The organism is Citrobacter sp. Marseille-Q3906, from assembly GCF_916618775.1.
GTDB lineage: Bacteria > Pseudomonadota > Gammaproteobacteria > Enterobacterales > Enterobacteriaceae > Citrobacter > Citrobacter murliniae.
In genome coordinates, this window is the sequence record NZ_CAKAKA010000001.1 from 813,550 (window position 1) to 837,349 (window position 23,800).

A 23,800-nucleotide genomic window follows, 5' to 3' on the forward strand; every position below is an offset into this window, starting at 1 on the left:
AACTTACTGAAAAGGCGCAGAATTCTGCGCCTTTTTTATGGACGTACAATATGAAAACACTGCAAATCGCTGTTGGAATTATTCGTAATCAGCAGAATGAGATTTTTATTACTCAGCGCGCCGCTGATGCTCATATGGCTAACAAGCTGGAATTTCCCGGTGGGAAAATTGAATCAGGTGAAACACCTGAACAAGCTCTGATTCGTGAGTTACAGGAAGAGGTTGGGATTACGCCAATTCAGAGCCGGTTGTTCGAAAAACTGGAATATCAGTTTCCGGATCGGCATATCACATTGTGGTTTTGGCTGGTAGACAGTTGGGAAGGCACGCCGTGGGGAAAAGAGGGACAACCGTCTCAGTGGATTGCGCAAAACGCGCTGAATGCGGAAGATTTTCCGCCGGCAAATGAACCCGTTATTACGAAGTTAAAGCAAAATATGTAGTTCTTATGCCGGATGAGGCGACGCTGCCATCCGGCATAAAGCATGTATACCTGATGGCGCGCAGGTTTAAGTCTTACTATTCTTTTTCTTCGCTCCAGTCATCGCTTTCTGACAGATCGCCGGAACTGGGGATACGTTTCTCTTCTGCTGCCCACTCACCTAAATCAATTAGCTGGCAGCGTTTGCTGCAGAATGGGCGAAACGGACTGGTTTCAGCCCACACGACAGGCTTTCCACAGGTTGGACAGTTGACGATAGTTTGTTCAGACATATTCATTCCTTAACAGCATGCCAGGTCAAAATCGAGACGCTCGGGTACCTGGCCATTCTCACTATCCAGTGGCATAAAGCGGATGGCAAAACGGCTTTTATGGCCAGATATTTGCGGATAAAGCTGCGAATCAAGTGGCAATTGCAAACGCAGCAAATCTGCATCTTCGCCATTATCCTGATAAAACCCGTTCAAACTGGTCTGTTTGCGAAACGGTGCAGAATTACGGATTAAATCAAGAACCAGCGTCAGCGCCTGATTGAGGGGCTCCAGGCTGGCAATCCAGCGCCCGACCTGTTCGTCACGCTGCGCCTGCGATGAGTGCAACCAGATATGCAGAGTTGGTAAATCAAAACTGCAACACCCACCAGGAATACTTAAACGCTGGCGAACCAGACCAATTAAGCGATCTTCACGCAATGTTTGTCCGATGCGCGGGGCCGAAATTAAAATACTGCCTGCGTTTTTTAACTGCTGGCGCAGAGAGTCAATTCGGTTTTGATCGACGCCGGGAACTTCAACCCAGGCCTGAAGTTTACGCTGTTGTCGCTCCAGTTCTTTGAGGAGTTCGGTACGCACTTCACCCCGTTCAAAGACATCCAGTAAATCCCCAATGTTGCGGAAAAAATGCAGTGCATCTGCATGGTCTGCAATGGGTAAATTAACGGAGAGTTGCTGAGTTAGAAATTCAATGCGCAGCCATGTACGCATCTTCTCATTGAGAGGGTGTTCAAAAAGGACCTGGGTGTGCATTACGGTTTTTCCTGTGAGACAAACTGCGACGCGCATTGCAAATAGAGCGCGTGCAGGCGGGCAACATCCGAGACGATGGCATCCGGTGCGCCATTATTATCAATAACATCGTCTGCCACGGCAAGACGCGCTTCACGCGAGGCCTGGGCAGCCAGAATTTGTTCTACATGCTGGCGAGTCACATCATCACGCAGCATGGTGCGTCTGAGCTGTGTCTCGGGAGTAACATCAACCACGAGCACGCGATTGGCTTTTTTATACAATGAATTCTCAACCAGCAGAGGTACAACCCATAACAGATAAGGAGAGGTTGCTTGTTGAAACTGGCGCTGAGTTTCCTGCTGAATAAGCGGATGGAGCAGGGCATTCAGCCAGGCTTTTTCATCAGGATCGGAAAAAATACGTTCGCGTAAAATTCGCCGTTGTAACGATCCATCTGCAGCAATGAGTTCGGAGCCAAAATGTTCGGCAATCGCCTTGAGCGCTGGCATACCTGGTTCGACCACCTGACGCGCAATAATATCTGCATCAATCACGTTTATTCCGAGGTCAGCGAACGCATTCGCAACGGTACTTTTACCACTGCCAATACCGCCGGTTAAGGCTACCGTATACCTCATAGATCCAGATCCTGGAGTTTAAGTTTGATTATCAAACAGTTAAAAGTTAAGCATGCGAAGGCGAGGCTGTTGCAGGATTAACCTACTATTCGCCAGGTAAATTTATGGGATTGTAGCGTAAAAAAAGAGAATTTCGCAGTCTTGCGCGGTATTGATTAGTGCGTATGATAGCGTCACTGGAGTTGTGAGTTTCGATTTTTAGCCATTAACCCCAGGAATCCGCACATGCGTATCGAAGAAGATCTGAAGTTAGGTTTCAAAGACGTTCTTATCCGCCCTAAGCGTTCTACTCTCAAAAGCCGTTCCGATGTTGAGCTGGAACGTCAATTTACCTTTAAACATTCAGGTCAGACCTGGTCCGGCGTACCTATTATCGCCGCGAATATGGACACCGTCGGGACATTTGCAATGGCTACGGCACTTGCATCCTTCGACATCCTGACCGCTGTGCACAAACACTATTCTGTAGAAGACTGGGCTGCTTTCATCGCGGGTACTTCTGCTGATGTACTGAAACACGTGATGGTTTCAACCGGGACCTCTGACGCTGATTTCGAAAAAACCAAACAAATCCTGGCCCTGAATCCTGCGCTGAACTTTATCTGCATCGATGTGGCAAATGGTTACTCAGAGCACTTTGTGCAGTTTGTGTCGAAAGCGCGCGAAGCATGGCCGACAAAAACGATTTGCGCGGGCAATGTCGTTACCGGCGAAATGTGTGAAGAACTGGTGCTTTCTGGTGCTGATATTGTCAAAGTTGGTATTGGTCCAGGTTCTGTTTGTACCACGCGTGTAAAAACCGGTGTGGGCTATCCACAGCTTTCTGCTGTTATTGAATGTGCTGATGCCGCTCACGGTCTGGGCGGAATGATTGTCAGCGACGGCGGCTGCACGATGCCCGGTGATGTGGCAAAAGCGTTTGGTGGCGGTGCAGACTTTGTGATGCTTGGTGGCATGCTGGCTGGTCACGAAGAAAGCGGTGGTAAAGTGGTCGAAGAGAACGGTGAAAAATTCATGCTGTTCTATGGTATGAGTTCTGAATCCGCCATGACGCGCCATGTTGGTGGTGTCGCACAATACCGTGCAGCGGAAGGCAAGACCGTTAAGCTACCGCTGCGTGGCCCGGTTGATAATACGGCTCGTGACATCCTTGGTGGTCTGCGTTCTGCCTGTACTTACGTAGGTGCATCCCGCCTGAAAGAGCTGACTAAACGTACAACGTTTATTCGTGTTCAGGAACAAGAAAACCGTGTTTTCAATAGTCTGTAAAAACAGATAGTCAATCGTAAAATGCCTGATGGTGTGCTGCTTGAAGGCCTACGTTATGTGCTTCGTAGGCCGGATAAACCGTTTACGCCGCCATCCGGCATCTGAGGATTACCCCACACCGCTCATCGCATCTCCCAGGTGAAAAATCGGTAAATACATCGCGACAACCAGTGTACCGATAATCAACCCTGTAATGACAAGCAGCGCAGGCTCAAGTAGCGCAGCCAGGTTCTCTGCCTGTGACATTGTGTTCTCGCTATGATGTCGTGCCAGATTTTGCAACATTGCATCCAGCGAGCCGGACGTTTCTCCTGTTCTCACCAGCTGTAAACACAATGGACTGAATTCTCCGGCATTTTTGAGTGCCAGCCAGATCGGTTTTCCGGCACTGATGTCTCGGTGCGCTTGCGCTAAACGTTGAGACCAGAAAGGGCAAGCCAGCGTTTCGGCCACACTCTCCAGACCTTGCAAAAAGGGAATGCCTGCACTTTGTGTTAACGCCAGGACGGTAAAGATCTGCGTGAGTTTTTGGCCCCTTACCAGTGGCCCTATGACAGGGCAACACAGAAGAAATCTCTGACGCTGAATAAGGTAGTAGGGTTTCTGCTTTACCAGACAGTATGCCAGCCCCAATGCCAGTCCGAGTAATCCCGCCAGCCACCCCCATCGACTACTGTATTGTGCGACAGCAATAATTCCCTGCGTCAGTGCCGGCAACGGGGTGTTGAATGTACGATAGATGGCCGCAAATTCAGGCAGTACAAAATGCAGCATGGCGAGCACCACCATGACAGCCATTGTGAGAATGATGACCGGATAACGAAGCGCTTTTTTAACTTTATCAGTAAGCTGTTGCTGTTCTTTCTGTTGTCGGGCGAGTTCAAAACAGCAGTCGTCCAGCTTACCAGTGAGTTCTCCCGTGCGAATCATCGCCTGGTACAATGGAGGGAATACGTGCTGCCATTGTGAAAGTGAAGTGGAAAGTGAAATGCCCTGTTCCATATCGTAAGCCAGTGTGCGTAGTAACGCCTGCCATTGGCTGCTGGGATGTTGCTCGGCAAGTAGCGCTAATCCTTCGGAAAGTGTCAGTCCTGCTTTAAGTAACGTGGCTAACTGGTGTATCGCTTCGCGACTTCTTGTTCTGCTCCATTGTGAGGTTTTAACCTTCATGCGCTTAACGCGTATCGGTGTAATATGCGAATGCTCCAACGCCAATATTAGCGAAGGGCGAGTATCCGCCCAAAGAGCCCCCTCCATTGGTTGTCCCTCGTTGTTAATTCCATGCCAGCGCCAGAGTTGTTTAGCTGACATGGGGCATACCCAGTACGCGGATCAGCTCTTCAAACGTTGTTAATCCTTGTTCAACGGCCTGACATCCATTACCGAAAAGTGTGAGCATCCCCGCCTGCTGTGCATCCGATTCCACGATGTCGATGGATGTGCCGCTGGCGATGCACTGTCGTAATGCTGGTGTGACGGGCAGGACTTCAAACAATGCACTGCGGCCATAATAACCGTGATAACAGTGTTCGCAGCCAGGCGCCAGCCAGCGTGGAAGTGGGGTGGGCCACAGCGTAGCCGGGAGTGTGATGGGGGAGTCAAGACGTTGTCGACAATAGGGACACAGTTTTCTGACGAGTCGCTGCGCAATCACCAGCGTCAACGCGGAGGCGATCATCCACCGTGCTACGCCCATTTGCTGCAGGCGTATCAGCGTTTCACTGGTGGAGTTGGTATGCAGAGTTGAAAGGACCAGATGACCGGTTTGCGCGGCTTTGAGGGCAATCTCAGCCGTCTCGCCGTCGCGGATTTCACCCACCATGATAATGTCGGGGTCCTGTCGCAGCAGCGCACGTAATACGCTCTGAAACGTGAGACCTGCGCGTGGGTGAATTTGAGTCTGGTTGAGTCCTTCGATCGGGATCTCTATTGGGTCTTCCACGCTACAGATATTCACATCCGGGGAGTTTCTGGCTTGCAGCGCGCTGTACAGCGTAACCGTTTTGCCACTCCCGGTAGGCCCGGTTACCAGAACCAGCCCCTGAGGTTGCTGTAATGCTTGTGAAAATGCCGCCAGTTGCGCGTTCTGCATTCCCAACGCCTTGATCTCCAGCGTCTGCTCAACCTGATGCAGCAATCTCAGCACCACTTTTTCACCATGACGACAGGGTAACGTCGCGATGCGAAACGAGATCGGTTCTCCTGAAATATCAATGGTAAACTGCCCATCTTGTGGAAGCCGGTGCTCAGCAATGTCCAGACTCCCTAATACTTTTAACCTTGCAGTGAGGGCAATGCCTGTATCCGTCGCGATATCTGGTAAGGTGTGAAGAACACCATCCACGCGTAACCTTATTCGGTAGCGATGTTCTGCTGGTTCAATGTGAATATCAGAAGCGCGTTTCGCCAGAGCGGATTGCAACGTCTGATCCAGCAATTCTGCTGCGGTAACACTGCTTTCAGGGACGATTGCCGGAAGCCTCGCCCGTGTATTGTGCGAGTGACCTTCCATTTGCTGACGAGTCCAGCACACGATGTCGATGCGTCTTGTAGTCGCAAAATGCAAAGCGTCCAGCAGTTCGTGAGATGGGGCATCCACGACGGCAATATGCACCACGTCATGGTCTGCATCCAACAATATGCCCTGATAACGCTGGCACAGTGCTGTCAGTTGTGTGGTATTCATCTCTTGTCCTCTTACTGCGCATCAAATCGGAAAACGTCTTCACAGGCCTGCTGCAAAGCGCTGTCATTTGAGATGCCGCAGTTACGGCTCCAGCCGGTAATACCGTTGGCATTTTCCCAGTTTGGCGTCATGGTGATGTTCAGACCGTTCAGGCTTTCCTGCCCGGTGAGGGTAACCACGCCCTTTTCAACGCTCATGCCGGAGACATAGCGGGTCGTGGCTGGAGAGGGAATACCATTGGTCCCGGCATCACAGGTCTCAGTTCCGCCATGCTCCAGTGCGCAGAGTTCGACTGCCGTACGATAGGGGACAAAGGTTTGCAGCATGTCTGTTAGTGCTGCTTTGCGCAGATAATTTTGATAGGCCGGAATACCAATAGCACTGAGAATGGCAATGATGCCAATGACTACCATAAGTTCGATAAGCGTGAAGCCTCGTTGCTTGTCCATTGTTCTCTCCTTGAGTTAGCTGGCGCTACTTTGGCAAACAGGAGGGAGCGTTTGCGAGAGGCAAAAAACAAAACGGGAAGGTGGGTTCAGAGATATCTATATTTCTTTCAACGCAAGATGGCGTATTTGCGAAAAGGCTCGAAGAAATTGCCGAATAAGCGGGGAAGAAGGCCCGATACGCGAAGCGCCATCGGGCAATACACTTTGCTATTAACGAAAACGCATAGAGAGATCGAGGGCGCGAACGTGCTTTGTCAGTGCACCTACGGAGATGAAATCCACGCCGGTTTCGGCAAATTCGCGTAGCGTTTCGTGGGTGACGTTCCCTGAGACTTCCAGACGGGCCTGGCCGTTGGTGCGTTTAACCGCTTCGCGCATTTGATCGGTCTCAAAATTGTCCAGCATGATAATGTCCGCCCCAGCTTTCAGCGCGTCGTCCAGTTCATCCAGATTTTCAACTTCGACTTCGACCGGTACGTCCGGATGCAGCCAGAAGGCTTTTTCGACAGCCTGACGTACCGATCCGGAAGCAATAATGTGGTTTTCTTTAATCAGGAATGCATCCGAAAGCCCTAGTCGATGATTTGCGCCGCCGCCGCATAGTACGGCATATTTCAGCGCTGTCCGGAGTCCCGGCAGGGTTTTACGCGTATCGAGAAGTTGGGTATTTGTCCCTGCCAGCAGGTCGACGTAACTGCGCACCACGCTGGCGACACCGGACAGCGTTTGCACAAAATTGAGCGCGGTGCGTTCACCTGTAAGCAATACACGGGAAGGACCGTCCAGTTCAAACAGCGGCTGATTAGCTTTAATACTGTCGCCATCTTCGACATGCCAGGTGACGCTTACATCATCGCCAGCAAGCTGAATAAAGACCTCTTCCACCCAGCGTTTTCCACAAAAAACGCCATCTTCACGCGTAATTACGGTAGCGTGGGAACGCATATCCTCAGGCAAAAGTTGCGCGGTGATATCGTTATTGGCATTAACTTCCCCACCTAAATCTTCGCACAGTGCCTGGGCAACAGCAGCAGGGATATCGAGGTTTATGCGTTCCAACAGCGCGTCACGTCGGTAGTCAGGGTTATAGCGGCGAGGCGGCATGATAAAACTCCAAATTGCTAACGAATCATAAGGTAGAAACATGCTACCCTGAACCTGATATGAGCACCACCAATAAGGAGATTCTGCATGTTGTTAGATGAGGGCTGGCTGGCTGAGGCACGACGCGTTCCTTCTCCACATTACGATTGCCGCCCGGACGACGAAACCCCTTCTTTGCTGGTGGTTCATAACATCAGTCTGCCGCCTGGTGAATTTGGTGGTCCGTGGATAGACGCGTTATTCACTGGAACAATTGATCCCAATGCCCCCCCTTTTTTTGCAGAGATCGCCCATTTGCGCGTTTCTGCCCATTGTCTGATTCGTCGCGACGGCGAGATTGTGCAGTATGTCCCTTTTAATAAACGCGCCTGGCATGCGGGTGTATCGAACTATCAGGGACGTGAACGCTGTAATGACTTTTCGATTGGTATTGAGCTGGAGGGAACGGATACGCTGGCCTATACCGATGCGCAGTACCAGCAACTGGCAGCCGTTACGCATGCTCTGATTCAGCGTTATCCGGAAATTGCCAGTAACATAACCGGGCATTGTGATATTGCGCCTGAGCGTAAGACCGATCCCGGTCCGTCTTTTGACTGGGCAAGGTTTCGCGCCCTGGTCACCCCCTCGTCACACAAGGAGATGACATGACGCTGTTTACAACATTGCTGGTGTTGATGGTTGAACGCCTGTTTAAGCTGGGTGAACACTGGCAGCTTGACCACAGGCTCGAAGCCTTCTTCCGCCGGATAAAACATTTTTCTATGGCGCGCACATCAGGAATGACAATTATCGCGATGGCGGTGACGTTTTTGCTGCTGCGAGCCCTGCATGGGCTGCTGTTTAATGTCCCGCTGCTGGTGGTTTGGATCTCAATTGGCTTGCTGTGCATTGGCGCAGGTAAGGTTCGTCTTCATTACCATGCATACCTGAATGCGGCTTCGCGTAATGATGCACATGCCCGTGAGGCGATGGCCAGCGAACTCACGCTTATCCATGGTGTTCCACCGGACTGTGATGAGCGTGAGTTTTTGCGTGAACTGCAAAATGCGCTGTTATGGAACAACTTTCGCTTTTACCTGGCGCCGTTATTCTGGTTGATCGTCGGTGGCCCATGGGGACCGGTGACGCTGGTAGGCTATGCTTTTCTGCGCGCGTGGCAGTCCTGGTTGGCGCGTTATCAGACACCTCATCAGCGTTTACAATCGGGTATTGATGCGATTCTGCATGTGCTGGATTGGATCCCGGTACGTCTTGCCGGTGTGGTCTATGCGCTGCTGGGGCATGGTGAAAAGGCGCTACCTGCCTGGTTTGCCTCGCTGGGAGATCTGCATACTTCGCAATATCAGGTGTTAACTCGCCTGGCGCAGTTCTCGCTGGCGCGTGAATCTCACACCGATAAAGTAGAAACACCTAAAGCCGCTGTTTCAATGGCCAAGAAAACTTCGTTCGTAGTGGTGGTCGTTATTGCGCTGCTGACGATTTACGGGACGTTGATTTAACGTATTGTTGCCGGACGGCGTAGGTAATACCCCCTACCTTATGCAGGTAGGGGGTATAATTAATGCGCTTTAACAGCCCTGGCTGTTTTTTGTTTGCACAGATAGCCAATACCAAGAATGGCAATCCACACCGGGATCAGGTAAACAGAGATTGCCATGCCTGGTGTCATCAGCATAATCACCAGTACAGCTGCCATGAAAATCAGGCAGATCCAGTTACCCATCGGATAGAACAGCGCCGGGAAGCGGGTGGCAACGCCCTGTTGTTGTTTCGCTTTGCGGAACTTCATGTGCGCGAGGCTGATCATTGCCCAGTTGATCACCAGTGCAGAAACCACCAGTGCCATCAGTAAACCAAATGCGGATTCCGGTGCCAGATAGTTAATCAGTACGCATAAAGCCGTAACCAGCGCAGAGACCAGGATCGTGTTGACTGGTACACCGCGTTTATCCACGCTCATCAGTACTTTTGGCGCATTACCCTGTTGAGCCAGACCGAACAGCATACGACTGTTGCAATATACACAGCTGTTATAAACAGAAAGAGCAGCGGTCAGCACCACGACGTTCAGCGCATTAGCGACGAATGTGTCTCCCAGTTCGTGGAAGATCAGTACGAACGGGCTGGTATCTGCTGTCACACGCGTCCACGGCATCAAAGAGAGCAGAACGGCCAGGGAGCCTACGTAGAAAATCAGGATACGGTAAATAACCTGGTTGGTCGCTTTGGGGATGCTTTGTTCCGGGTTATCCGCTTCTGCAGCCGTGATGCCAACCAGCTCAAGTCCACCGAAGGAGAACATGATAATAGCCATCATCATGACCAGACCGGTGAAACCGTGTGGCAGGAAGCCACCTTGATCCCACAAGTTACTGACGCTGGCCTGCGGGCCACCGTTGCCGCTAAACAGCAACCAGCCGCCGAACAGGATCATCGCCACGACCGCAATGACTTTAATAATGGCGAACCAGAACTCCATCTCACCGAACACTTTAACGTTGGTCAGGTTGATGGCGTTGATAGCAACGAAAAAGACCGCAGCAGAAACCCAGGTTGGAATTTCTGGCCACCAGAACTGAATGTATTTCCCGACGGCAGTCAACTCGGCCATGGCAACCAGTACGTACAGTACCCAGTAGTTCCAGCCGGAGGAAAAACCTGCGAAACCGCCCCAATATTTATAAGCAAAGTGGCTGAAGGAGCCTGCAACTGGCTCTTCAACCACCATTTCACCCAACTGACGCATTATCAAAAAGGCAATAAAGCCGGCGATAGCGTAACCCAGAATAATACCCGGCCCTGCAGACTGAATAACGGATGCGCTCCCGAGGAATAACCCGGTGCCTATCGCGCCACCCAGCGCGATAAGCTGTATATGGCGGTTTTTAAGGCCGCGCTTTAGCTGATCGCCATGCTGTTGACTTTCCATCATGAAACCTCGTGTGTGGTTTTACTCTTTATATTCGAGTACCTATTTTTTGAACCACGCAGTGACGCGTGTGTAAGTTTGCAATTCCGTTTGTTGTATTGTTTTGTTTACGGCAGTGGTCGGTAAAATGTTGCCTAAATACTTTTGTCCTGGACAGAATAATGTTATGCGGACGCGAATGCACCTGCTTTATGAAGGGGGGATGACGAGTTGAATAAAAAGAAACCATTTGTAAACACAGGATTATCTACCACAAAATTTCCGATATGAATTTTTATTCGAAAATTGTGCTTATAAAATCGATAAATTGAGAGTTGAATCGGTTCAGATAAGATATTTTTTCGTTTCAATTACGTTAAAACTACTCCGTGATGGGTAAATTTAACATTTGTGCATAGTTACATGTTTGAAACGTTATTTCTGTAATGTTGTTAAAATGTGCCCGCTTTACTGATTTCAATCAAAACCTGTATGGACAGAAGGTGAATACTTTGTTACTTTAGCGTCAAGAACATGAAATTGGTAAGACCAATTGACTTCGGGCAAATGGCTTAAGACAGGAAATCATGGCCTACAGCAAAATCCGCCAACCAAAACTCTCCGATGTGATTGAGCAGCAGCTGGAGTTTTTAATTCTTGAGGGGACACTTCGCCCCGGAGAAAAACTCCCACCGGAACGCGAGCTGGCAAAACAGTTCGACGTATCCCGCCCCTCTTTACGCGAGGCGATCCAACGCCTTGAAGCGAAGGGTTTGCTGCTTCGTCGTCAGGGCGGTGGCACTTTTGTGCAGAGTAGCCTGTGGCAGAGCTTTAGCGACCCACTGGTCGAACTGCTCTCCGACCATCCTGAATCCCAGTTTGACCTGCTTGAGACGCGTCATGCGCTGGAAGGTATTGCTGCATATTACGCAGCACTGCGCAGCACGGATGAAGATAAAACGCGTATCCGTGAACTCCACCATGCAATCGAGCTTGCTCAACAGTCCGGCGATCTTGACGGCGAGTCTGATGCGGTTCTCCAGTATCAAATTGCTGTCACTGAGGCGGCACACAATGTGGTGCTCCTCCATTTGCTAAGGTGTATGGAGCCCATGTTGGCCCAGAACGTCCGCCAAAACTTTGAATTGCTGTATGCGCGTCGGGAAATGCTGCCACTGGTTAGCAGTCACCGCACCCGTATTTTTGAGGCAATTATTGCCGGTAAGCCAGAAGAGGCACGCGAAGCGTCCCACCGTCATCTGGCGTTTATCGAAGAAATTTTGCTGGACAGAAGTCGTGAGGAAAGCCGTCGTGAACGCGCCTTACGCCGTCTGGAGCAACGAAAGAATTAGTGATTTTTCTGGCAGAAAGTTAACCAGAAGATGTTGTAAATCATGCGCCAATTAAAGTGCGCGGCAACTAAACGCAGAACCTGTCTTATTGTGCTCTTGCGAGCAAGAACACAATGGGACAGGTTCCAGATAACTCAACGTACTAGATAGATAAGGAATACCCCCATGTCAGAACGTTTCCCAAATGACGTGGATCCGATCGAAACTCGCGACTGGCTACAGGCGATCGAATCGGTCATCCGTGAAGAAGGTGTTGAGCGTGCTCAGTATCTGATCGACCAACTGCTTTCAGAAGCCCGCAAAGGCGGCGTGAAAGTAGCGGCAGGTGCAGGGGCCAGCAATTATATAAACACTATTGCCGTTGAAGATGAACCGGAATACCCGGGCAATCTGGAGCTGGAGCGTCGTATTCGTTCTGCTATCCGCTGGAACGCCATCATGACCGTACTGCGTGCGTCTAAAAAGGACCTCGAGCTGGGTGGCCACATGGCATCCTTCCAGTCCTCCGCAACGGTATATGATGTTTGCTTCAACCATTTCTTCCGTGCACGCAACGAGCAGGATGGCGGCGACCTGATTTACTTCCAGGGCCACATCTCTCCGGGCATCTATGCACGCGCATTCCTGGAAGGTCGTCTGACTGAAGAGCAGATGAACAACTTCCGTCAGGAAGTTCATGGCAAAGGCCTGTCTTCCTACCCGCACCCGAAACTGATGCCAGAATTCTGGCAGTTCCCGACCGTTTCTATGGGTCTGGGTCCAATCGGTGCTATCTACCAGGCTAAATTCCTGAAGTATCTGGAACACCGTGGTCTGAAAGATACCTCTAAACAAACCGTTTACGCCTTCCTGGGCGACGGCGAGATGGATGAGCCAGAATCTAAAGGTGCGATCACCATCGCGACCCGTGAAAAACTGGACAACCTGGTCTTTGTTATCAACTGTAACCTGCAGCGTCTTGACGGCCCGGTCACCGGTAACGGCAAGATTGTTAACGAACTGGAAGGCATCTTCGCGGGCGCTGGCTGGAACGTGATCAAAGTCATGTGGGGCGGTCGTTGGGATGAGCTGCTGCGTAAAGACACCAGCGGTAAACTGATCCAGCTGATGAACGAAACCGTTGATGGCGACTACCAGACCTTCAAATCCAAAGATGGCGCTTACGTTCGTGAGCACTTCTTCGGTAAATACCCGGAAACCGCAGCACTGGTTGCTGACTGGACTGACGAGCAGATTTGGGCTCTGAACCGTGGTGGTCACGATCCGAAGAAAGTCTACGCAGCACTGAAAAAAGCGCAGGAAACCAAAGGCAAAGCAACTGTAATCCTCGCCCATACCATCAAAGGTTACGGCATGGGTGACACCGCTGAAGGTAAAAACATCGCGCACCAGGTTAAGAAAATGAACATGGACGGCGTGCGTTACATCCGCGACCGTTTCAACGTTCCTGTAACCGATGAGCAGGTTGAAAACCTGTCTTACATTACCTTCCCGGAAGGTTCTGAAGAGCATACCTATCTGCACGCTCAGCGTCAGAAACTGCACGGTTACCTGCCGGCTCGTCAGCCGAACTTCACCGAGAAACTGGAGCTGCCGGCTCTGGAAGACTTCGGTGCGCTGCTGGAAGAGCAGAACAAAGAAATCTCCACCACTATCGCTTTCGTTCGTGCCCTGAACGTGATGCTGAAGAACAAGTCGATCAAAGATCGTCTGGTGCCGATCATCGCCGACGAAGCACGTACTTTCGGTATGGAAGGTCTGTTCCGCCAGATCGGTATCTACAGCCCGAACGGCCAGCAGTACACTCCGCAGGACCGTGAGCAGGTTGCTTACTACAAAGAAGACGAGAAAGGTCAGATCCTGCAGGAAGGTATCAACGAACTGGGTGCCGGCGCGTCCTGGTTGGCTGCTGCGACCTCTTACAGCACCAACGATCTGCCGATGATCCCGTTCTACATTTACTACTCCATGTTCGGGTTCCAGCGTATCGGCGACCTGTGCTGGCAGGCGGGCGATCAGCAGGCGCGCGGCTTCCTGATCGGTGGTACTTCCGGTCGTACAACGCTGAACGGTGAAGGTCTACAGCACGAAGATGGTCACAGCCATATTCAGTCTCTGACTATCCCGAACTGTATCTCTTACGATCCGTCTTACGCGTACGAAGTTGCAGTCATCATGCATGATGGTCTGGAGCGCATGTACGGCGAGAAACAAGAGAACGTTTACTACTACATCACCACGCTGAACGAAAACTACCACATGCCGGCAATGCCAGCAGGTGCCGAGGAAGGTATCCGTAAAGGTATCTACAAACTCGAAACCCTCGAAGGTAGCAAAGGTAAAGTTCAGCTGCTGGGCTCCGGTTCTATTCTGCGTCACGTACGTGAAGCAGCGCAGATCCTGGCGAACGACTACGGCGTAGGTTCTGACGTGTATAGCGTCACGTCCTTCACTGAACTGGCGCGTGATGGCCAGGATTGTGAGCGCTGGAACATGCTGCATCCGCTGGAAACCCCACGCGTTCCGTACATTGCTCAGGTGATGAACGACGCGCCGGCTGTAGCATCTACTGACTATATGAAACTGTTTGCCGAACAGGTTCGTACTTACGTACCGGCTGATGATTACCGTGTACTGGGTACTGACGGCTTCGGTCGCTCTGACAGCCGTGAAAACCTGCGTCACCACTTCGAAGTTGACGCTTCTTATGTGGTTGTAGCGGCACTGGGCGAACTGGCTAAACGTGGCGAAATCGATAAGAAAGTGGTTGCTGACGCTATCACTAAATTCAATATCGATGCAGATAAAGTTAACCCGCGTCTGGCGTAAGAGGTAAAAGAATAATGGCTATCGAAATCAATGTACCGGACATCGGGGCTGATGAAGTTGAAATCACCGAGATCCTGGTCAAAGTGGGCGACAAAGTTGAAGCTGAACAGTCGCTGATCACCGTAGAAGGCGACAAAGCCTCTATGGAAGTTCCGTCCCCTCAGGCGGGTATCGTTAAAGAGATTAAAGTCTCTGTTGGCGATAAAACTGAGACCGGCAAACTGATCATGATTTTCGATTCCGCCGACGGTGCAGCAGCTGCTGCACCTGCTCCGGCAGAAGAGAAGAAAGAAGCCGCTCCTGCAGCTGCGGCAGCGAAAGATGTACACGTACCGGACATCGGCGGTGACGAAGTTGAAGTCACTGAGATCATGGTCAAAGTGGGCGACACCGTTGCGGCTGAACAGTCTCTGATTACTGTAGAAGGCGACAAAGCCTCTATGGAAGTCCCGGCACCGTTCGCGGGCACCGTGAAAGAGATCAAAATCAGCACTGGCGACAAAGTGTCTACCGGCTCCCTGATCATGGTCTTCGAAGTAGCAGGCAGCGCGCCTGCAGCTGCTCCGGCTCAGGCTGCTGCACCAGCCGCAGCGGCGGCTCCGGCTGCCACGGGTTCTAAAGAAGTTAATGTACCGGACATCGGCGGTGACGAAGTTGAAGTGACCGAAGTGATGGTGAAAGTGGGCGATAAAATTGCCGCTGAGCAGTCACTGATCACCGTTGAAGGTGACAAAGCGTCTATGGAAGTGCCGGCTCCGTTCGCGGGTACCGTTAAAGAAATCAAAATCAGTACTGGCGACAAAGTGAAAACCGGTTCTCTGATTATGATCTTCGAAGTAGAAGGCGCAGCACCAGCTGCCGCTCCGGCACAAGCCGCGGCCCCGGCTCCGACCGCAGCACCTGCACAGGCTGCTGCACCTGCTCCGGCGGCGAAAGCTGAAGGTAAATCTGACTTCGCAGAAAACGATGCTTACGTCCACGCGACTCCGCTGATTCGTCGCCTGGCGCGCGAATTTGGTGTGAACCTGGCGAAAGTGAAAGGGACGGGCCGTAAAGGTCGTATCCTGCGCGAAGACGTTCAGGCTTACGTGAAAGATGCGGTTAAACGCGCTGAATCTGCACCGGCAGCTGCGGCTGGCGGCGGTATTCCGGGCATGCTGCCTTGGCCGAAAGTGGACTTCAGCAAGTTTGGTGAAATCGAGGAAGTGGAACTGGGCCGTATCCAGAAAATCTCTGGTGCTAACCTGAGCCGTAACTGGGTGATGATCCCGCATGTTACTCACTTCGACAAAACCGATATCACCGATCTGGAAGCGTTCCGTAAACAGCAGAACGCCGAAGCTGAGAAACGTAAACTGGACGTGAAATTCACACCAGTTGTCTTCATCATGAAAGCCGTTGCCGCTGCTCTTGAGCAGATGCCACGCTTTAACAGCTCCCTGTCCGAAGATGGCCAGAAGCTGACGCTGAAGAAATACATCAACATCGGTGTTGCGGTTGATACCCCGAATGGTCTGGTCGTTCCGGTCTTTAAAGACGTGAACAAGAAGAGCATTACCGAGCTGTCTCGTGAACTGACTACGATCTCCAAGAAAGCGCGTGATGGTAAGCTGACTGCTGGCGAAATGCAGGGCGGTTGCTTCACTATCTCCAGCATCGGCGGCCTGGGTACTACCCATTTCGCACCGATTGTGAACGCGCCTGAAGTGGCTATTCTCGGCGTGTCCAAGTCTGCTATTGAACCGGTGTGGAACGGTAAAGAGTTTACTCCGCGTCTGATGATGCCGATTTCACTCTCCTTCGACCACCGCGTGATTGACGGTGCTGATGGTGCTCGCTTTATCACCATCATCAACAACACGCTGTCTGACATTCGCCGTCTGGTGATGTAAGCGAAAAAGCCGGCCCGACGGCCGGCTTTTTTCTGGTAATCTCATGAAGTCAGTGAGGTTATTGTGCGAAAGACAAATCGGTTGCCGTTTGTTGTTTCAAAATTGTTAACAATTTTGTAAAATACTGGCGGATAGAACGACCCGGTGGACGACGGGTATAAATTAAGAGGTCATGATGAGCACTGAAATCAAAACTCAGGTCGTGGTACTTGGGGCAGGCCCTGCAGGTTACTCTGCTGCCTTCCGTTGCGCAGATTTAGGTCTGGAGACCGTCATCGTAGAACGTTACAGCACCCTCGGTGGTGTTTGTCTGAACGTCGGCTGTATCCCTTCTAAAGCACTGTTGCACGTAGCAAAAGTTATCGAAGAAGCCAAAGCACTGGCAGAGCACGGTATTGTTTTCGGCGAGCCGAAAACCGATATCGACAAGATTCGTACCTGGAAAGAAAAAGTTATCACCCAACTGACTGGCGGGCTGGCTGGTATGGCCAAAGGCCGTAAAGTGAAAGTGGTAAACGGTCTGGGTAAATTTACCGGGGCGAACACCCTGGAAGTTGAAGGCGAAAACGGCAAAACCGTGATCAACTTCGACAACGCGATCATCGCGGCGGGTTCCCGTCCGATCGAACTGCCGTTTATTCCGCATGAAGATCCGCGCGTGTGGGATTCCACCGACGCGCTGGAGCTGAAAACCGTACCAAAACGCCTGCTGGTTATGGGTGGCGGTATCATCGGTCTGGAAATGGGTACTGTGTACCATGCGCTGGGTTCAGAGATCGACGTGGTTGAAATGTTTGACCAGGTTATCCCGGCTGCTGATAAAGACGTGGTTAAAGTCTTCACCAAACGTATCAGCAAGAAATTCAACCTGATGCTGGAAACCAAAGTGACTGCCGTTGAAGCAAAAGCAGACGGTATTTACGTTTCCATGGAAGGCAAAAAAGCGCCGGCAGAAGCACAGCGTTATGACGCCGTGCTGGTGGCTATCGGTCGTGTGCCGAACGGTAAGAACCTCGACGCTGGTAAAGCTGGCGTGGAAGTTGATGACCGTGGCTTCATCCGTGTTGACAAACAACTGCGTACCAACGTACCGCACATCTTTGCAATCGGCGATATCGTCGGTCAGCCGATGCTGGCGCACAAAGGTGTTCACGAAGGTCATGTTGCTGCTGAAGTTATCGCCGGTAAGAAACACTACTTCGATCCGAAAGTTATCCCATCCATTGCGTACACTGAACCAGAAGTTGCATGGGTTGGCCTGACTGAGAAAGAAGCGAAAGAAAAAGGCATCAGCTATGAAACCGCCACCTTCCCGTGGGCTGCTTCTGGCCGTGCTATCGCTTCCGACTGCGCAGACGGTATGACCAAACTGATTTTCGACAAAGAATCTCACCGTGTTATCGGTGGCGCGATTGTCGGCACCAACGGCGGCGAGCTGTTGGGTGAAATCGCTCTGGCGATCGAAATGGGCTGTGATGCTGAAGATATCGCGCTGACCATCCACGCGCACCCGACTCTGCATGAGTCTGTGGGCCTGGCGGCAGAAGTGTTCGAAGGTAGCATTACCGACCTGCCGAACCCGAAAGCGAAGAAAAAATAATCTTCCCACTTTTGTGAAAACGCCTCTTCGGAGGCGTTTTTTTACCTGAAGCATAACAGCAACTAATCTGACGCTTTAGATCCGTATAGCCAAAGTGCTGGAGACTCAGGGCGCTACAGGTTGCCAGGATTTATCAGGGCTGAATTCGGTCATTGCCTGCGCTTTCTGCTGGGATGTTGCGCCAAGATTGGCCTGATAAACCGTATCATCCCCACTAATGATAAAGCTCATTACACCGGTATGACTGTAACTGATGGGCCAGGCAATCATCGCAAAACCACTGGCTTTGTCGGGAAGTATGCGGAAATGATAACCGTGATAACCCGTACCTGGTTCCTGTGGACTGAAGGCGGGACCCAGAGGGCTGGGTGCTTCACCGGGGGCTACCGGCCAATAAAGACCGTCCTTTTTGCCATCTGAGCTGACAATTTTCTTTGCATATTTCTGGTTCATCGCAAAATAGCTTTGCTGCGCATCAACATACGCGTGAAGTGCTTCAATCGCGGCAAGCTCGTTGCGACCGATCTCGCGGGTCTGGATCTCTTCGGCAGCTTCCTGCATATCAAATTGCCATCCATCGGCAGTTTTGATCACCGGGATTGGGAGCTGCCAGTCACTGTCTCCGACGATCAGATGTGCCATATCACCGTTGATGACGGTGTCATGTTTCACTTTCCAGTCGCGCAGGAAGCGATCAACGGCATCAGGATCCACACCTTCCGGCGGCAGAAAGTCGCGCCAGTTCTCCCCAAGCAGGTTGCTCATGGCTCCTTCATTTTGCTCGCTGATGGCATTCACCAGAGCATCGGTTGCCTGAGCTGGTGTGCTGAATTGTTGTTGCGCCATCGCGACGGACGAAACCATGAACAGCACTATCCCACTGAGTAATTGTATTTTCATGTCGGCTCCCTTAACGATGACGGAATTCACGGTGTTCAGTACGCCCGGCTGGTGCCTGGCGCGATGCCTGGTTGCGGGATATTTGCCGGCTCTGGGCGCCTCGCTGTTGCTGTGCCTGCCAACTTCCTGAACGGCTATCATTGCCGCTTAACGCATTGGCGCGTGGCTGGCTGGTTCGTTGTTGCATATTTCGCTGTTGATGACCGCGTTGTTGCGCCGTTTGCGAAACCCGTTTTTCCTGTCTCTGCGGTGTTGCCTGGCGGCTCTCTCGCTGTTGTGAGGATGTCCGCTTCGCGGTTTGCGGTTTTGTGTCGTAACCACGATAGTTATTACGCTGGGAAATCTGCTTCAACTGTTGGTTTGAAGCCAGGCGCTGTGCATCTTTAGTCCCCGGACGCGTTGTTTGAGGGAATGTTTTCCCCGTCGATTTCTCCATCTGGGACATGGCCGCCTGACGCTGGCTATCACGGTTGACTGGTTTTTGCTGTGTAGCACTGAGCCCGGTCGCTGAGTTGGTGGAGTGGAAACGGTTATTGAGCTGGTTATTAGGGTACGGTACACCTTCGCGATACGCCGGATTATGTTGCCAGGTGCGGTTGGCATCAGTCAGACGCTGCCCACTGATTTTATTGAAGTTATCAACGTTGATATTGATGTTGTTATCACCGTTGCGGTTATAACTGCCATGGTGGTTGTAATCATTATCGTGGTGGTGATCCCAGTCGTCGTCATCATCATCCCAGTCGATGTTGCTGAAGATTGCATAGGTTGTCGCCACACCGAGGCTGAAGCCCAGACCGTTAACAAAGCTGTTGCCAAATTGCTCGCCGGGTGATGGCGGTAAATAGGTCGGCGGATAGGCGGTGTTTGGCCAGGTCCCGTAAACTGTGTTTGGGTTATAGGTGGGGACGTAAACCACCTGTGGGTCGGCAGACTCAATCTTGATAACCGTCGGGCTGGTCGTGGTAGTCGTGGCACTTGTTGTCGACTCGCTGCTGGTGGTTTTAGCGGGTGCCGGTTTTGTCACGGTGGTGACAGTCTGCTGCGGCGTTGATTGTAATGCACCAGTTTGCTGCGCCAGTAAGCGCAGGCGTTGAACAGAATCCATGACGTCTTTTGGTTGCGCGAGGAAAGCATCGCCCAGATTTTGTACCCACGGCGGATTTTCTCCCAGCAGCGACATCAACTGAGGAAACGCGACCAGCGATTTCACGCTAGGATCCCACGGTTGTCCGGCTACGGCCTGAATAGCGGCATCACCCTGCATTTTGGGATTGTCTTTCGACCATTGCGCAGCCTGAATAACGTTGGCCGGGTAGGTTGAGGCCATCAATATTTGCGACAACAACGCATCGGGATAGAGCGCAATTGGCGCAACCCACTGATCGATTTGCGCGGCGGAGTATGTTGGCGTTACGGTCGGTGCAGGTTGATCGGCTGGTGCGGCTGCGGGGGCCGCTGCGGCAGGGGCTTGCTCGACAGGCGCAGGAGCTGCAGGTTCCGTTGTGCGACTTTTGACGAGCATTACGCCTGAGGCGGCAAACAGCCCGGCACTGCACAAAAGGACGAGCAGGTGTGGCTTAATGGGCAACTTCATAAAATGACTCCAACGAGACAAGCGTTGTGCCGTGAGGCGTTCTTGTTGGCGCGAGTATCAATCACCCGTGTTTTACAGTTTTGACTTTTATTGGGAAACCGCCCGTAGTGTTCGGATAAAGAGTGTGAACATTTATTACACAATTATATCTGATGGTTGAAAAGCCGCTGGAATATTCGGAAGGTCACTCTTGCAAGTTACGGCTGCACAGCGTTTTTTGTGCTCGAATTTTGCCCTTTCTTTCCGCTATACCATTCTTAACGATTCAGCCAATTTTTTATGTTACTTTTTTGTAAACAGATTAACACTTAATGAAAATCCTGTTATTGTGCCCTATGCGGTACCGGGCATTTACCCTACAAACTGCTGTCTCACAGGAGCGTGAAGAGAATCGCCTACCGCATATGACAATGAGAGCGAGGAGATACCGTCGTGCTAGAAGAATACCGTAAGCACGTAGCTGAGCGTGCCGCCCTTGGGATTGTGCCAAAACCTTTAGATGCAACCCAAATGGCCGCACTTGTCGAGCTGCTGAAGACCCCGCCTGTGGGCGAAGAAGAATTCCTGTTAGACCTGTTGATCAACCGCGTTCCTCCTGGCGTAGATGAAGCCGCTTATGTAAAAGCCGGTTTTCTTGCCGCTGTCGCGAAAGGCGACACAACCTCCCCGCTGGTGACACCAGAAAAAGCCATTGAACTGCTGGGTACTATGCAGGGTGGTTACAACATTCATCCGCTGATTGATGCTCTGGATGATGCAAAACTGGCGCCGATTGCCGCCAAAGCCCTCTCTTCAACACTGCTGATGTTCGATAATTTCTATGATGTAGAAGAGAAAGCCAAAGCAGGCAACGAATATGCAAGGCAGGTGATGCAATCCTGGGCTGATGCAGAATGGTTCCTGAATCGGCCTGCACTGGCTGAGAAAATCACCGTTACCGTGTTTAAAGTGACGGGGGAAACCAACACCGATGACCTGTCCCCGGCGCCGGATGCCTGGTCTCGTCCGGATATCCCTCTGCACGCTCTGGCAATGCTGAAAAACGCCCGTGAAGGTATCGAGCCGGATCAGCCGGGCAGCGTTGGCCCGATCAAACAGATCGAAGAGTTGCAGAAAAAAGGTTACCCGCTGGCTTACGTAGGTGATGTTGTCGGCACCGGTTCTTCACGTAAATCTGCAACCAACTCCGTGTTGTGGTTCATGGGCGATGATATTCCTCATGTCCCGAACAAGCGCGGCGGCGGTTTGTGTCTCGGCGGCAAAATTGCGCCCATCTTCTTCAATACCATGGAAGATGCGGGCGCACTGCCAATCGAAGTCGATGTGTCTAACCTGAACATGGGCGATGTGATTGACGTTTACCCGTTCAAAGGTGAAGTGCGTAACCACGCAACAGGTGAACTGCTGGCAAGCTTTGAGCTGAAAACTGAAGTACTGATCGACGAAGTGCGTGCCGGTGGCCGTATTCCGTTGATTATCGGCCGTGGCCTGACAACCAAAGCGCGTGAGGCGCTTGGTCTGCCGCACAGCGACGTATTCCGTCAGGCGAAAGATGTGGCTGAAAGCAGCCGTGGCTTCTCTCTGGCACAGAAAATGGTTGGTCGCGCTTGTGGCGTGAAAGGTGTCCGTCCGGGCGCGTACTGCGAACCGAAGATGACCTCCGTAGGTTCTCAGGATACCACCGGCCCAATGACCCGTGATGAACTGAAAGATCTGGCGTGTCTGGGCTTTTCTTCAGATCTGGTTATGCAGTCGTTCTGTCATACCGCGGCGTATCCGAAGCCGGTAGACGTGACCACACACCATACGCTGCCTGACTTTATCATGAACCGTGGCGGCGTCTCGCTGCGTCCGGGCGATGGCGTCATCCACTCCTGGCTGAACCGTATGCTGCTGCCGGATACCGTGGGTACAGGCGGTGACTCCCATACCCGTTTCCCGATCGGGATCTCCTTCCCGGCAGGTTCTGGTCTGGTAGCGTTTGCGGCGGCGACCGGCGTGATGCCGCTGGATATGCCGGAATCCGTTCTGGTGCGCTTCAAAGGGAAAATGCAGCCGGGTATCACCCTGCGCGACCTGGTGCACGCCATTCCGCTGTACGCGATCAAACAGGGTCTGCTGACCGTTGAGAAGAAAGGTAAGAAAAATATCTTCTCTGGCCGCATCCTGGAAATTGAAGGTCTGCCGGATCTGAAAGTTGAACAGGCGTTTGAGCTGACCGATGCGTCCGCTGAGCGTTCCGCTGCGGGCTGTACCATCAAGCTGAACAAAGAGCCGATCGTTGAATACCTCAGTTCTAACATAGTTCTGCTGAAGTGGATGATCGCAGAAGGTTACGGCGATCGCCGTACGCTGGAACGTCGCGTTCAGGGCATGGAAAAATGGCTGGCCGATCCGCAACTGCTGGAAGGCGATGCTGACGCCGAATATGCGGCAGTGATCGATATCGATCTGGCTGATATCAAAGAGCCAATCCTGTGCGCGCCGAACGATCCGGACGATGCGCGTCTGCTGTCTGACGTGCAGGGCGAGAAGATCGACGAAGTGTTCATCGGTTCCTGCATGACTAACATCGGTCACTTCCGTGCGGCAGGTAAACTGCTGGATGCGCATAAAGGCCAACTGCCGACGCGCCTGTGGGTGGCTCCGCCAACCCGTATGGATGCCGCGCAATTGACTGAAGAAGGCTACTACAGCGTCTTTGGTAAGAGCGGGGCGCGTATCGAGATCCCTGGCTGTTCACTGTGCATGGGTAACCAGGCGCGTGTGGCTGATGGCGCGACGGTAGTTTCTACCTCTACCCGTAACTTCCCGAACCGCCTGGGTACTGGTGCTAACGTCTTCCTGGCTTCTGCTGAGCTGGCGGCTGTTGCGGCGCTTATTGGTAAACTGCCAACGCCGGAAGAGTACCAGAACTATGTGGCACAGGTGGATAAAACGGCCGTGGATACTTACCGTTATCTGAACTTTGACCAACTTTCTCAGTACACCGAGAAAGCGGATAGCGTGATTTTCCAGACGGCGGTGTAACGCCATAAGTTGCTGCACCTGATTTTTGTGCACAAACTCACCAATGCCCGGTAAACCTTGCGTTATCGGGCATTTTTATTTCCAATCCTTATGC

General features: G+C 51.8%; 19 protein-coding genes. 9 read left to right on the plus strand and 10 right to left on the minus strand.

Annotation, left to right across the window (positions count from 1 at the left end):
• Nucleotides 1-50 precede the first annotated feature (50 nt).
• Nucleotides 51-443 (plus strand): 8-oxo-dGTP diphosphatase MutT, encoded by a 393-nt coding sequence (gene mutT, locus LG384_RS03760; protein ID WP_045439833.1) that lies wholly within the window; start codon nt 51-53, stop codon nt 441-443.
• A gap of 76 nt (nt 444-519) precedes the next feature.
• Here the strand turns inward: mutT and yacG are convergent, their stop codons facing one another.
• From yacG to coaE, 3 genes are read right to left on the minus strand one after another with little or no spacing between them, the layout of a single operon-like run.
• On the minus strand, nt 520-714 hold the full coding sequence (gene yacG / locus LG384_RS03765; protein ID WP_045439835.1) for a DNA gyrase inhibitor YacG: 195 nt from the start codon (nt 712-714) through the stop codon (nt 520-522).
• Between the two features lie 9 nt (nt 715-723).
• A complete protein-coding gene (gene zapD / locus LG384_RS03770; RefSeq protein ID WP_045439837.1) occupies nt 724-1,467 on the minus strand; it encodes a cell division protein ZapD in 744 nt (247 codons plus the stop codon).
• Nucleotides 1,467-2,087 carry a dephospho-CoA kinase gene (gene coaE, locus LG384_RS03775; protein WP_048222054.1) on the minus strand — a complete coding sequence of 207 codons (621 nt, stop codon included), beginning with the start codon at nt 2,085-2,087 and terminating at the stop codon, nt 1,467-1,469. Before coaE ends, zapD begins: the two co-directional genes overlap by 1 nt.
• 225 nt (nt 2,088-2,312) lie before the next feature.
• Here coaE and LG384_RS03780 point away from each other — a divergent pair, with 225 nt between their 5' ends.
• On the plus strand, nt 2,313-3,356 hold the full coding sequence (locus LG384_RS03780; RefSeq protein WP_048222053.1) for a GMP reductase: 1,044 nt from the start codon (nt 2,313-2,315) through the stop codon (nt 3,354-3,356).
• A gap of 108 nt (nt 3,357-3,464) precedes the next feature.
• Here LG384_RS03780 and hofC read toward each other — a convergent pair whose 3' ends face one another.
• The 4 genes from hofC to nadC form a co-directional block, all read right to left on the minus strand.
• Entirely contained in the window at nt 3,465-4,667 is a 1,203-nt protein-coding gene (gene hofC / locus LG384_RS03785; RefSeq protein ID WP_045439850.1) for a protein transport protein HofC, read from the minus strand.
• Entirely contained in the window at nt 4,657-6,042 is a 1,386-nt protein-coding gene (gene gspE / locus LG384_RS03790; RefSeq protein WP_225760468.1) for a type II secretion system protein GspE, read from the minus strand. Before gspE ends, hofC begins: the two co-directional genes overlap by 11 nt.
• Before the next feature lie 11 nt (nt 6,043-6,053).
• Nucleotides 6,054-6,491, minus strand: a complete 438-nt coding sequence (gene ppdD / locus LG384_RS03795; protein ID WP_045439856.1) for a prepilin peptidase-dependent pilin — start codon at nt 6,489-6,491, stop codon at nt 6,054-6,056.
• 210 nt (nt 6,492-6,701) lie between these two features.
• Nucleotides 6,702-7,595, minus strand: a complete 894-nt coding sequence (gene nadC / locus LG384_RS03800) for a carboxylating nicotinate-nucleotide diphosphorylase (protein ID WP_045449439.1) — start codon at nt 7,593-7,595, stop codon at nt 6,702-6,704.
• 87 nt (nt 7,596-7,682) lie between these two features.
• Here nadC and ampD point away from each other — a divergent pair, with 87 nt between their 5' ends.
• Nucleotides 7,683-8,246 carry a 1,6-anhydro-N-acetylmuramyl-L-alanine amidase AmpD gene (ampD, locus tag LG384_RS03805; RefSeq protein WP_225760469.1) on the plus strand — a complete coding sequence of 188 codons (564 nt, stop codon included), beginning with the start codon at nt 7,683-7,685 and terminating at the stop codon, nt 8,244-8,246.
• Complete coding sequence (gene ampE, locus LG384_RS03810; RefSeq protein WP_048222048.1) at nt 8,243-9,097, plus strand: beta-lactamase regulator AmpE; 855 nt, start codon at nt 8,243-8,245, stop codon at nt 9,095-9,097. The genes ampD and ampE overlap by 4 nt, the downstream gene beginning before the upstream one ends.
• 59 nt (nt 9,098-9,156) lie before the next feature.
• Here the strand turns inward: ampE and aroP are convergent, their stop codons facing one another.
• Entirely contained in the window at nt 9,157-10,530 is a 1,374-nt protein-coding gene (aroP, locus tag LG384_RS03815; RefSeq protein ID WP_167493945.1) for an aromatic amino acid transporter AroP, read from the minus strand.
• Nucleotides 10,531-11,093: 563 nt separating this feature from the next.
• On the opposite strand from aroP, the gene pdhR reads away from it, so the two are divergent.
• From pdhR to lpdA, 4 genes are all read left to right on the plus strand, one after another.
• Nucleotides 11,094-11,858, plus strand: coding sequence for a pyruvate dehydrogenase complex transcriptional repressor PdhR (gene pdhR / locus LG384_RS03820; RefSeq protein WP_003018699.1), 765 nt, complete (start codon nt 11,094-11,096; stop codon nt 11,856-11,858).
• A 165-nt stretch (nt 11,859-12,023) separates the two neighbouring features.
• The gene (gene aceE / locus LG384_RS03825) at nt 12,024-14,687 is read left to right on the plus strand and encodes a pyruvate dehydrogenase (acetyl-transferring), homodimeric type (RefSeq protein WP_045439866.1); all 2,664 of its coding nucleotides are present in this window, start codon (nt 12,024-12,026) and stop codon (nt 14,685-14,687) included.
• Between the two features lie 14 nt (nt 14,688-14,701).
• A complete protein-coding gene (gene aceF / locus LG384_RS03830) occupies nt 14,702-16,579 on the plus strand; it encodes a pyruvate dehydrogenase complex dihydrolipoyllysine-residue acetyltransferase (RefSeq protein WP_225760470.1) in 1,878 nt (625 codons plus the stop codon).
• Between the two features lie 175 nt (nt 16,580-16,754).
• Nucleotides 16,755-18,179 (plus strand): dihydrolipoyl dehydrogenase, encoded by a 1,425-nt coding sequence (gene lpdA / locus LG384_RS03835; RefSeq protein ID WP_225760493.1) that lies wholly within the window; start codon nt 16,755-16,757, stop codon nt 18,177-18,179.
• Nucleotides 18,180-18,284: 105 nt separating this feature from the next.
• On the opposite strand, the gene LG384_RS03840 is transcribed toward lpdA, so the two are convergent.
• Both LG384_RS03840 and LG384_RS03845 read right to left on the minus strand, forming a co-directional pair.
• Nucleotides 18,285-19,079 (minus strand): DUF2950 family protein, encoded by a 795-nt coding sequence (locus LG384_RS03840; protein WP_225760471.1) that lies wholly within the window; start codon nt 19,077-19,079, stop codon nt 18,285-18,287.
• 10 nt (nt 19,080-19,089) lie between these two features.
• Nucleotides 19,090-20,676: a DUF3300 domain-containing protein gene (locus tag LG384_RS03845; RefSeq protein ID WP_225760472.1), complete on the minus strand. Its 1,587-nt coding sequence runs from the start codon at nt 20,674-20,676 to the stop codon at nt 19,090-19,092.
• A gap of 432 nt (nt 20,677-21,108) precedes the next feature.
• On the opposite strand from LG384_RS03845, the gene acnB reads away from it, so the two are divergent.
• Nucleotides 21,109-23,706: a bifunctional aconitate hydratase 2/2-methylisocitrate dehydratase gene (gene acnB / locus LG384_RS03850; RefSeq protein WP_225760473.1), complete on the plus strand. Its 2,598-nt coding sequence runs from the start codon at nt 21,109-21,111 to the stop codon at nt 23,704-23,706.
• The last annotated feature ends 94 nt before the right edge of the window (nt 23,707-23,800 follow it).

Bases quoted from the DNA above. Each gene is read 5' to 3' on its own strand.
- mutT (WP_045439833.1), top strand. From the start codon at position 51: ATGAAAACACTGCAAATCGCTGTTGGAATTATTCGTAATCAGCAGAAT.
- yacG (WP_045439835.1), bottom strand. From the start codon at position 714: ATGTCTGAACAAACTATCGTCAACTGTCCAACCTGTGGAAAGCCTGTC.
- zapD (WP_045439837.1), bottom strand. From the start codon at position 1,467: ATGCACACCCAGGTCCTTTTTGAACACCCTCTCAATGAGAAGATGCGT.
- coaE (WP_048222054.1), bottom strand. From the start codon at position 2,087: ATGAGGTATACGGTAGCCTTAACCGGCGGTATTGGCAGTGGTAAAAGT.
- LG384_RS03780 (WP_048222053.1), top strand. From the start codon at position 2,313: ATGCGTATCGAAGAAGATCTGAAGTTAGGTTTCAAAGACGTTCTTATC.
- hofC (WP_045439850.1), bottom strand. From the start codon at position 4,667: ATGTCAGCTAAACAACTCTGGCGCTGGCATGGAATTAACAACGAGGGA.
- gspE (WP_225760468.1), bottom strand. From the start codon at position 6,042: ATGAATACCACACAACTGACAGCACTGTGCCAGCGTTATCAGGGCATA.
- ppdD (WP_045439856.1), bottom strand. From the start codon at position 6,491: ATGGACAAGCAACGAGGCTTCACGCTTATCGAACTTATGGTAGTCATT.
- nadC (WP_045449439.1), bottom strand. From the start codon at position 7,595: ATGCCGCCTCGCCGCTATAACCCTGACTACCGACGTGACGCGCTGTTG.
- ampD (WP_225760469.1), top strand. From the start codon at position 7,683: ATGTTGTTAGATGAGGGCTGGCTGGCTGAGGCACGACGCGTTCCTTCT.
- ampE (WP_048222048.1), top strand. From the start codon at position 8,243: ATGACGCTGTTTACAACATTGCTGGTGTTGATGGTTGAACGCCTGTTT.
- aroP (WP_167493945.1), bottom strand. From the start codon at position 10,530: ATGATGGAAAGTCAACAGCATGGCGATCAGCTAAAGCGCGGCCTTAAA.
- pdhR (WP_003018699.1), top strand. From the start codon at position 11,094: ATGGCCTACAGCAAAATCCGCCAACCAAAACTCTCCGATGTGATTGAG.
- aceE (WP_045439866.1), top strand. From the start codon at position 12,024: ATGTCAGAACGTTTCCCAAATGACGTGGATCCGATCGAAACTCGCGAC.
- aceF (WP_225760470.1), top strand. From the start codon at position 14,702: ATGGCTATCGAAATCAATGTACCGGACATCGGGGCTGATGAAGTTGAA.
- lpdA (WP_225760493.1), top strand. From the start codon at position 16,755: ATGAGCACTGAAATCAAAACTCAGGTCGTGGTACTTGGGGCAGGCCCT.
- LG384_RS03840 (WP_225760471.1), bottom strand. From the start codon at position 19,079: ATGAAAATACAATTACTCAGTGGGATAGTGCTGTTCATGGTTTCGTCC.
- LG384_RS03845 (WP_225760472.1), bottom strand. From the start codon at position 20,676: ATGAAGTTGCCCATTAAGCCACACCTGCTCGTCCTTTTGTGCAGTGCC.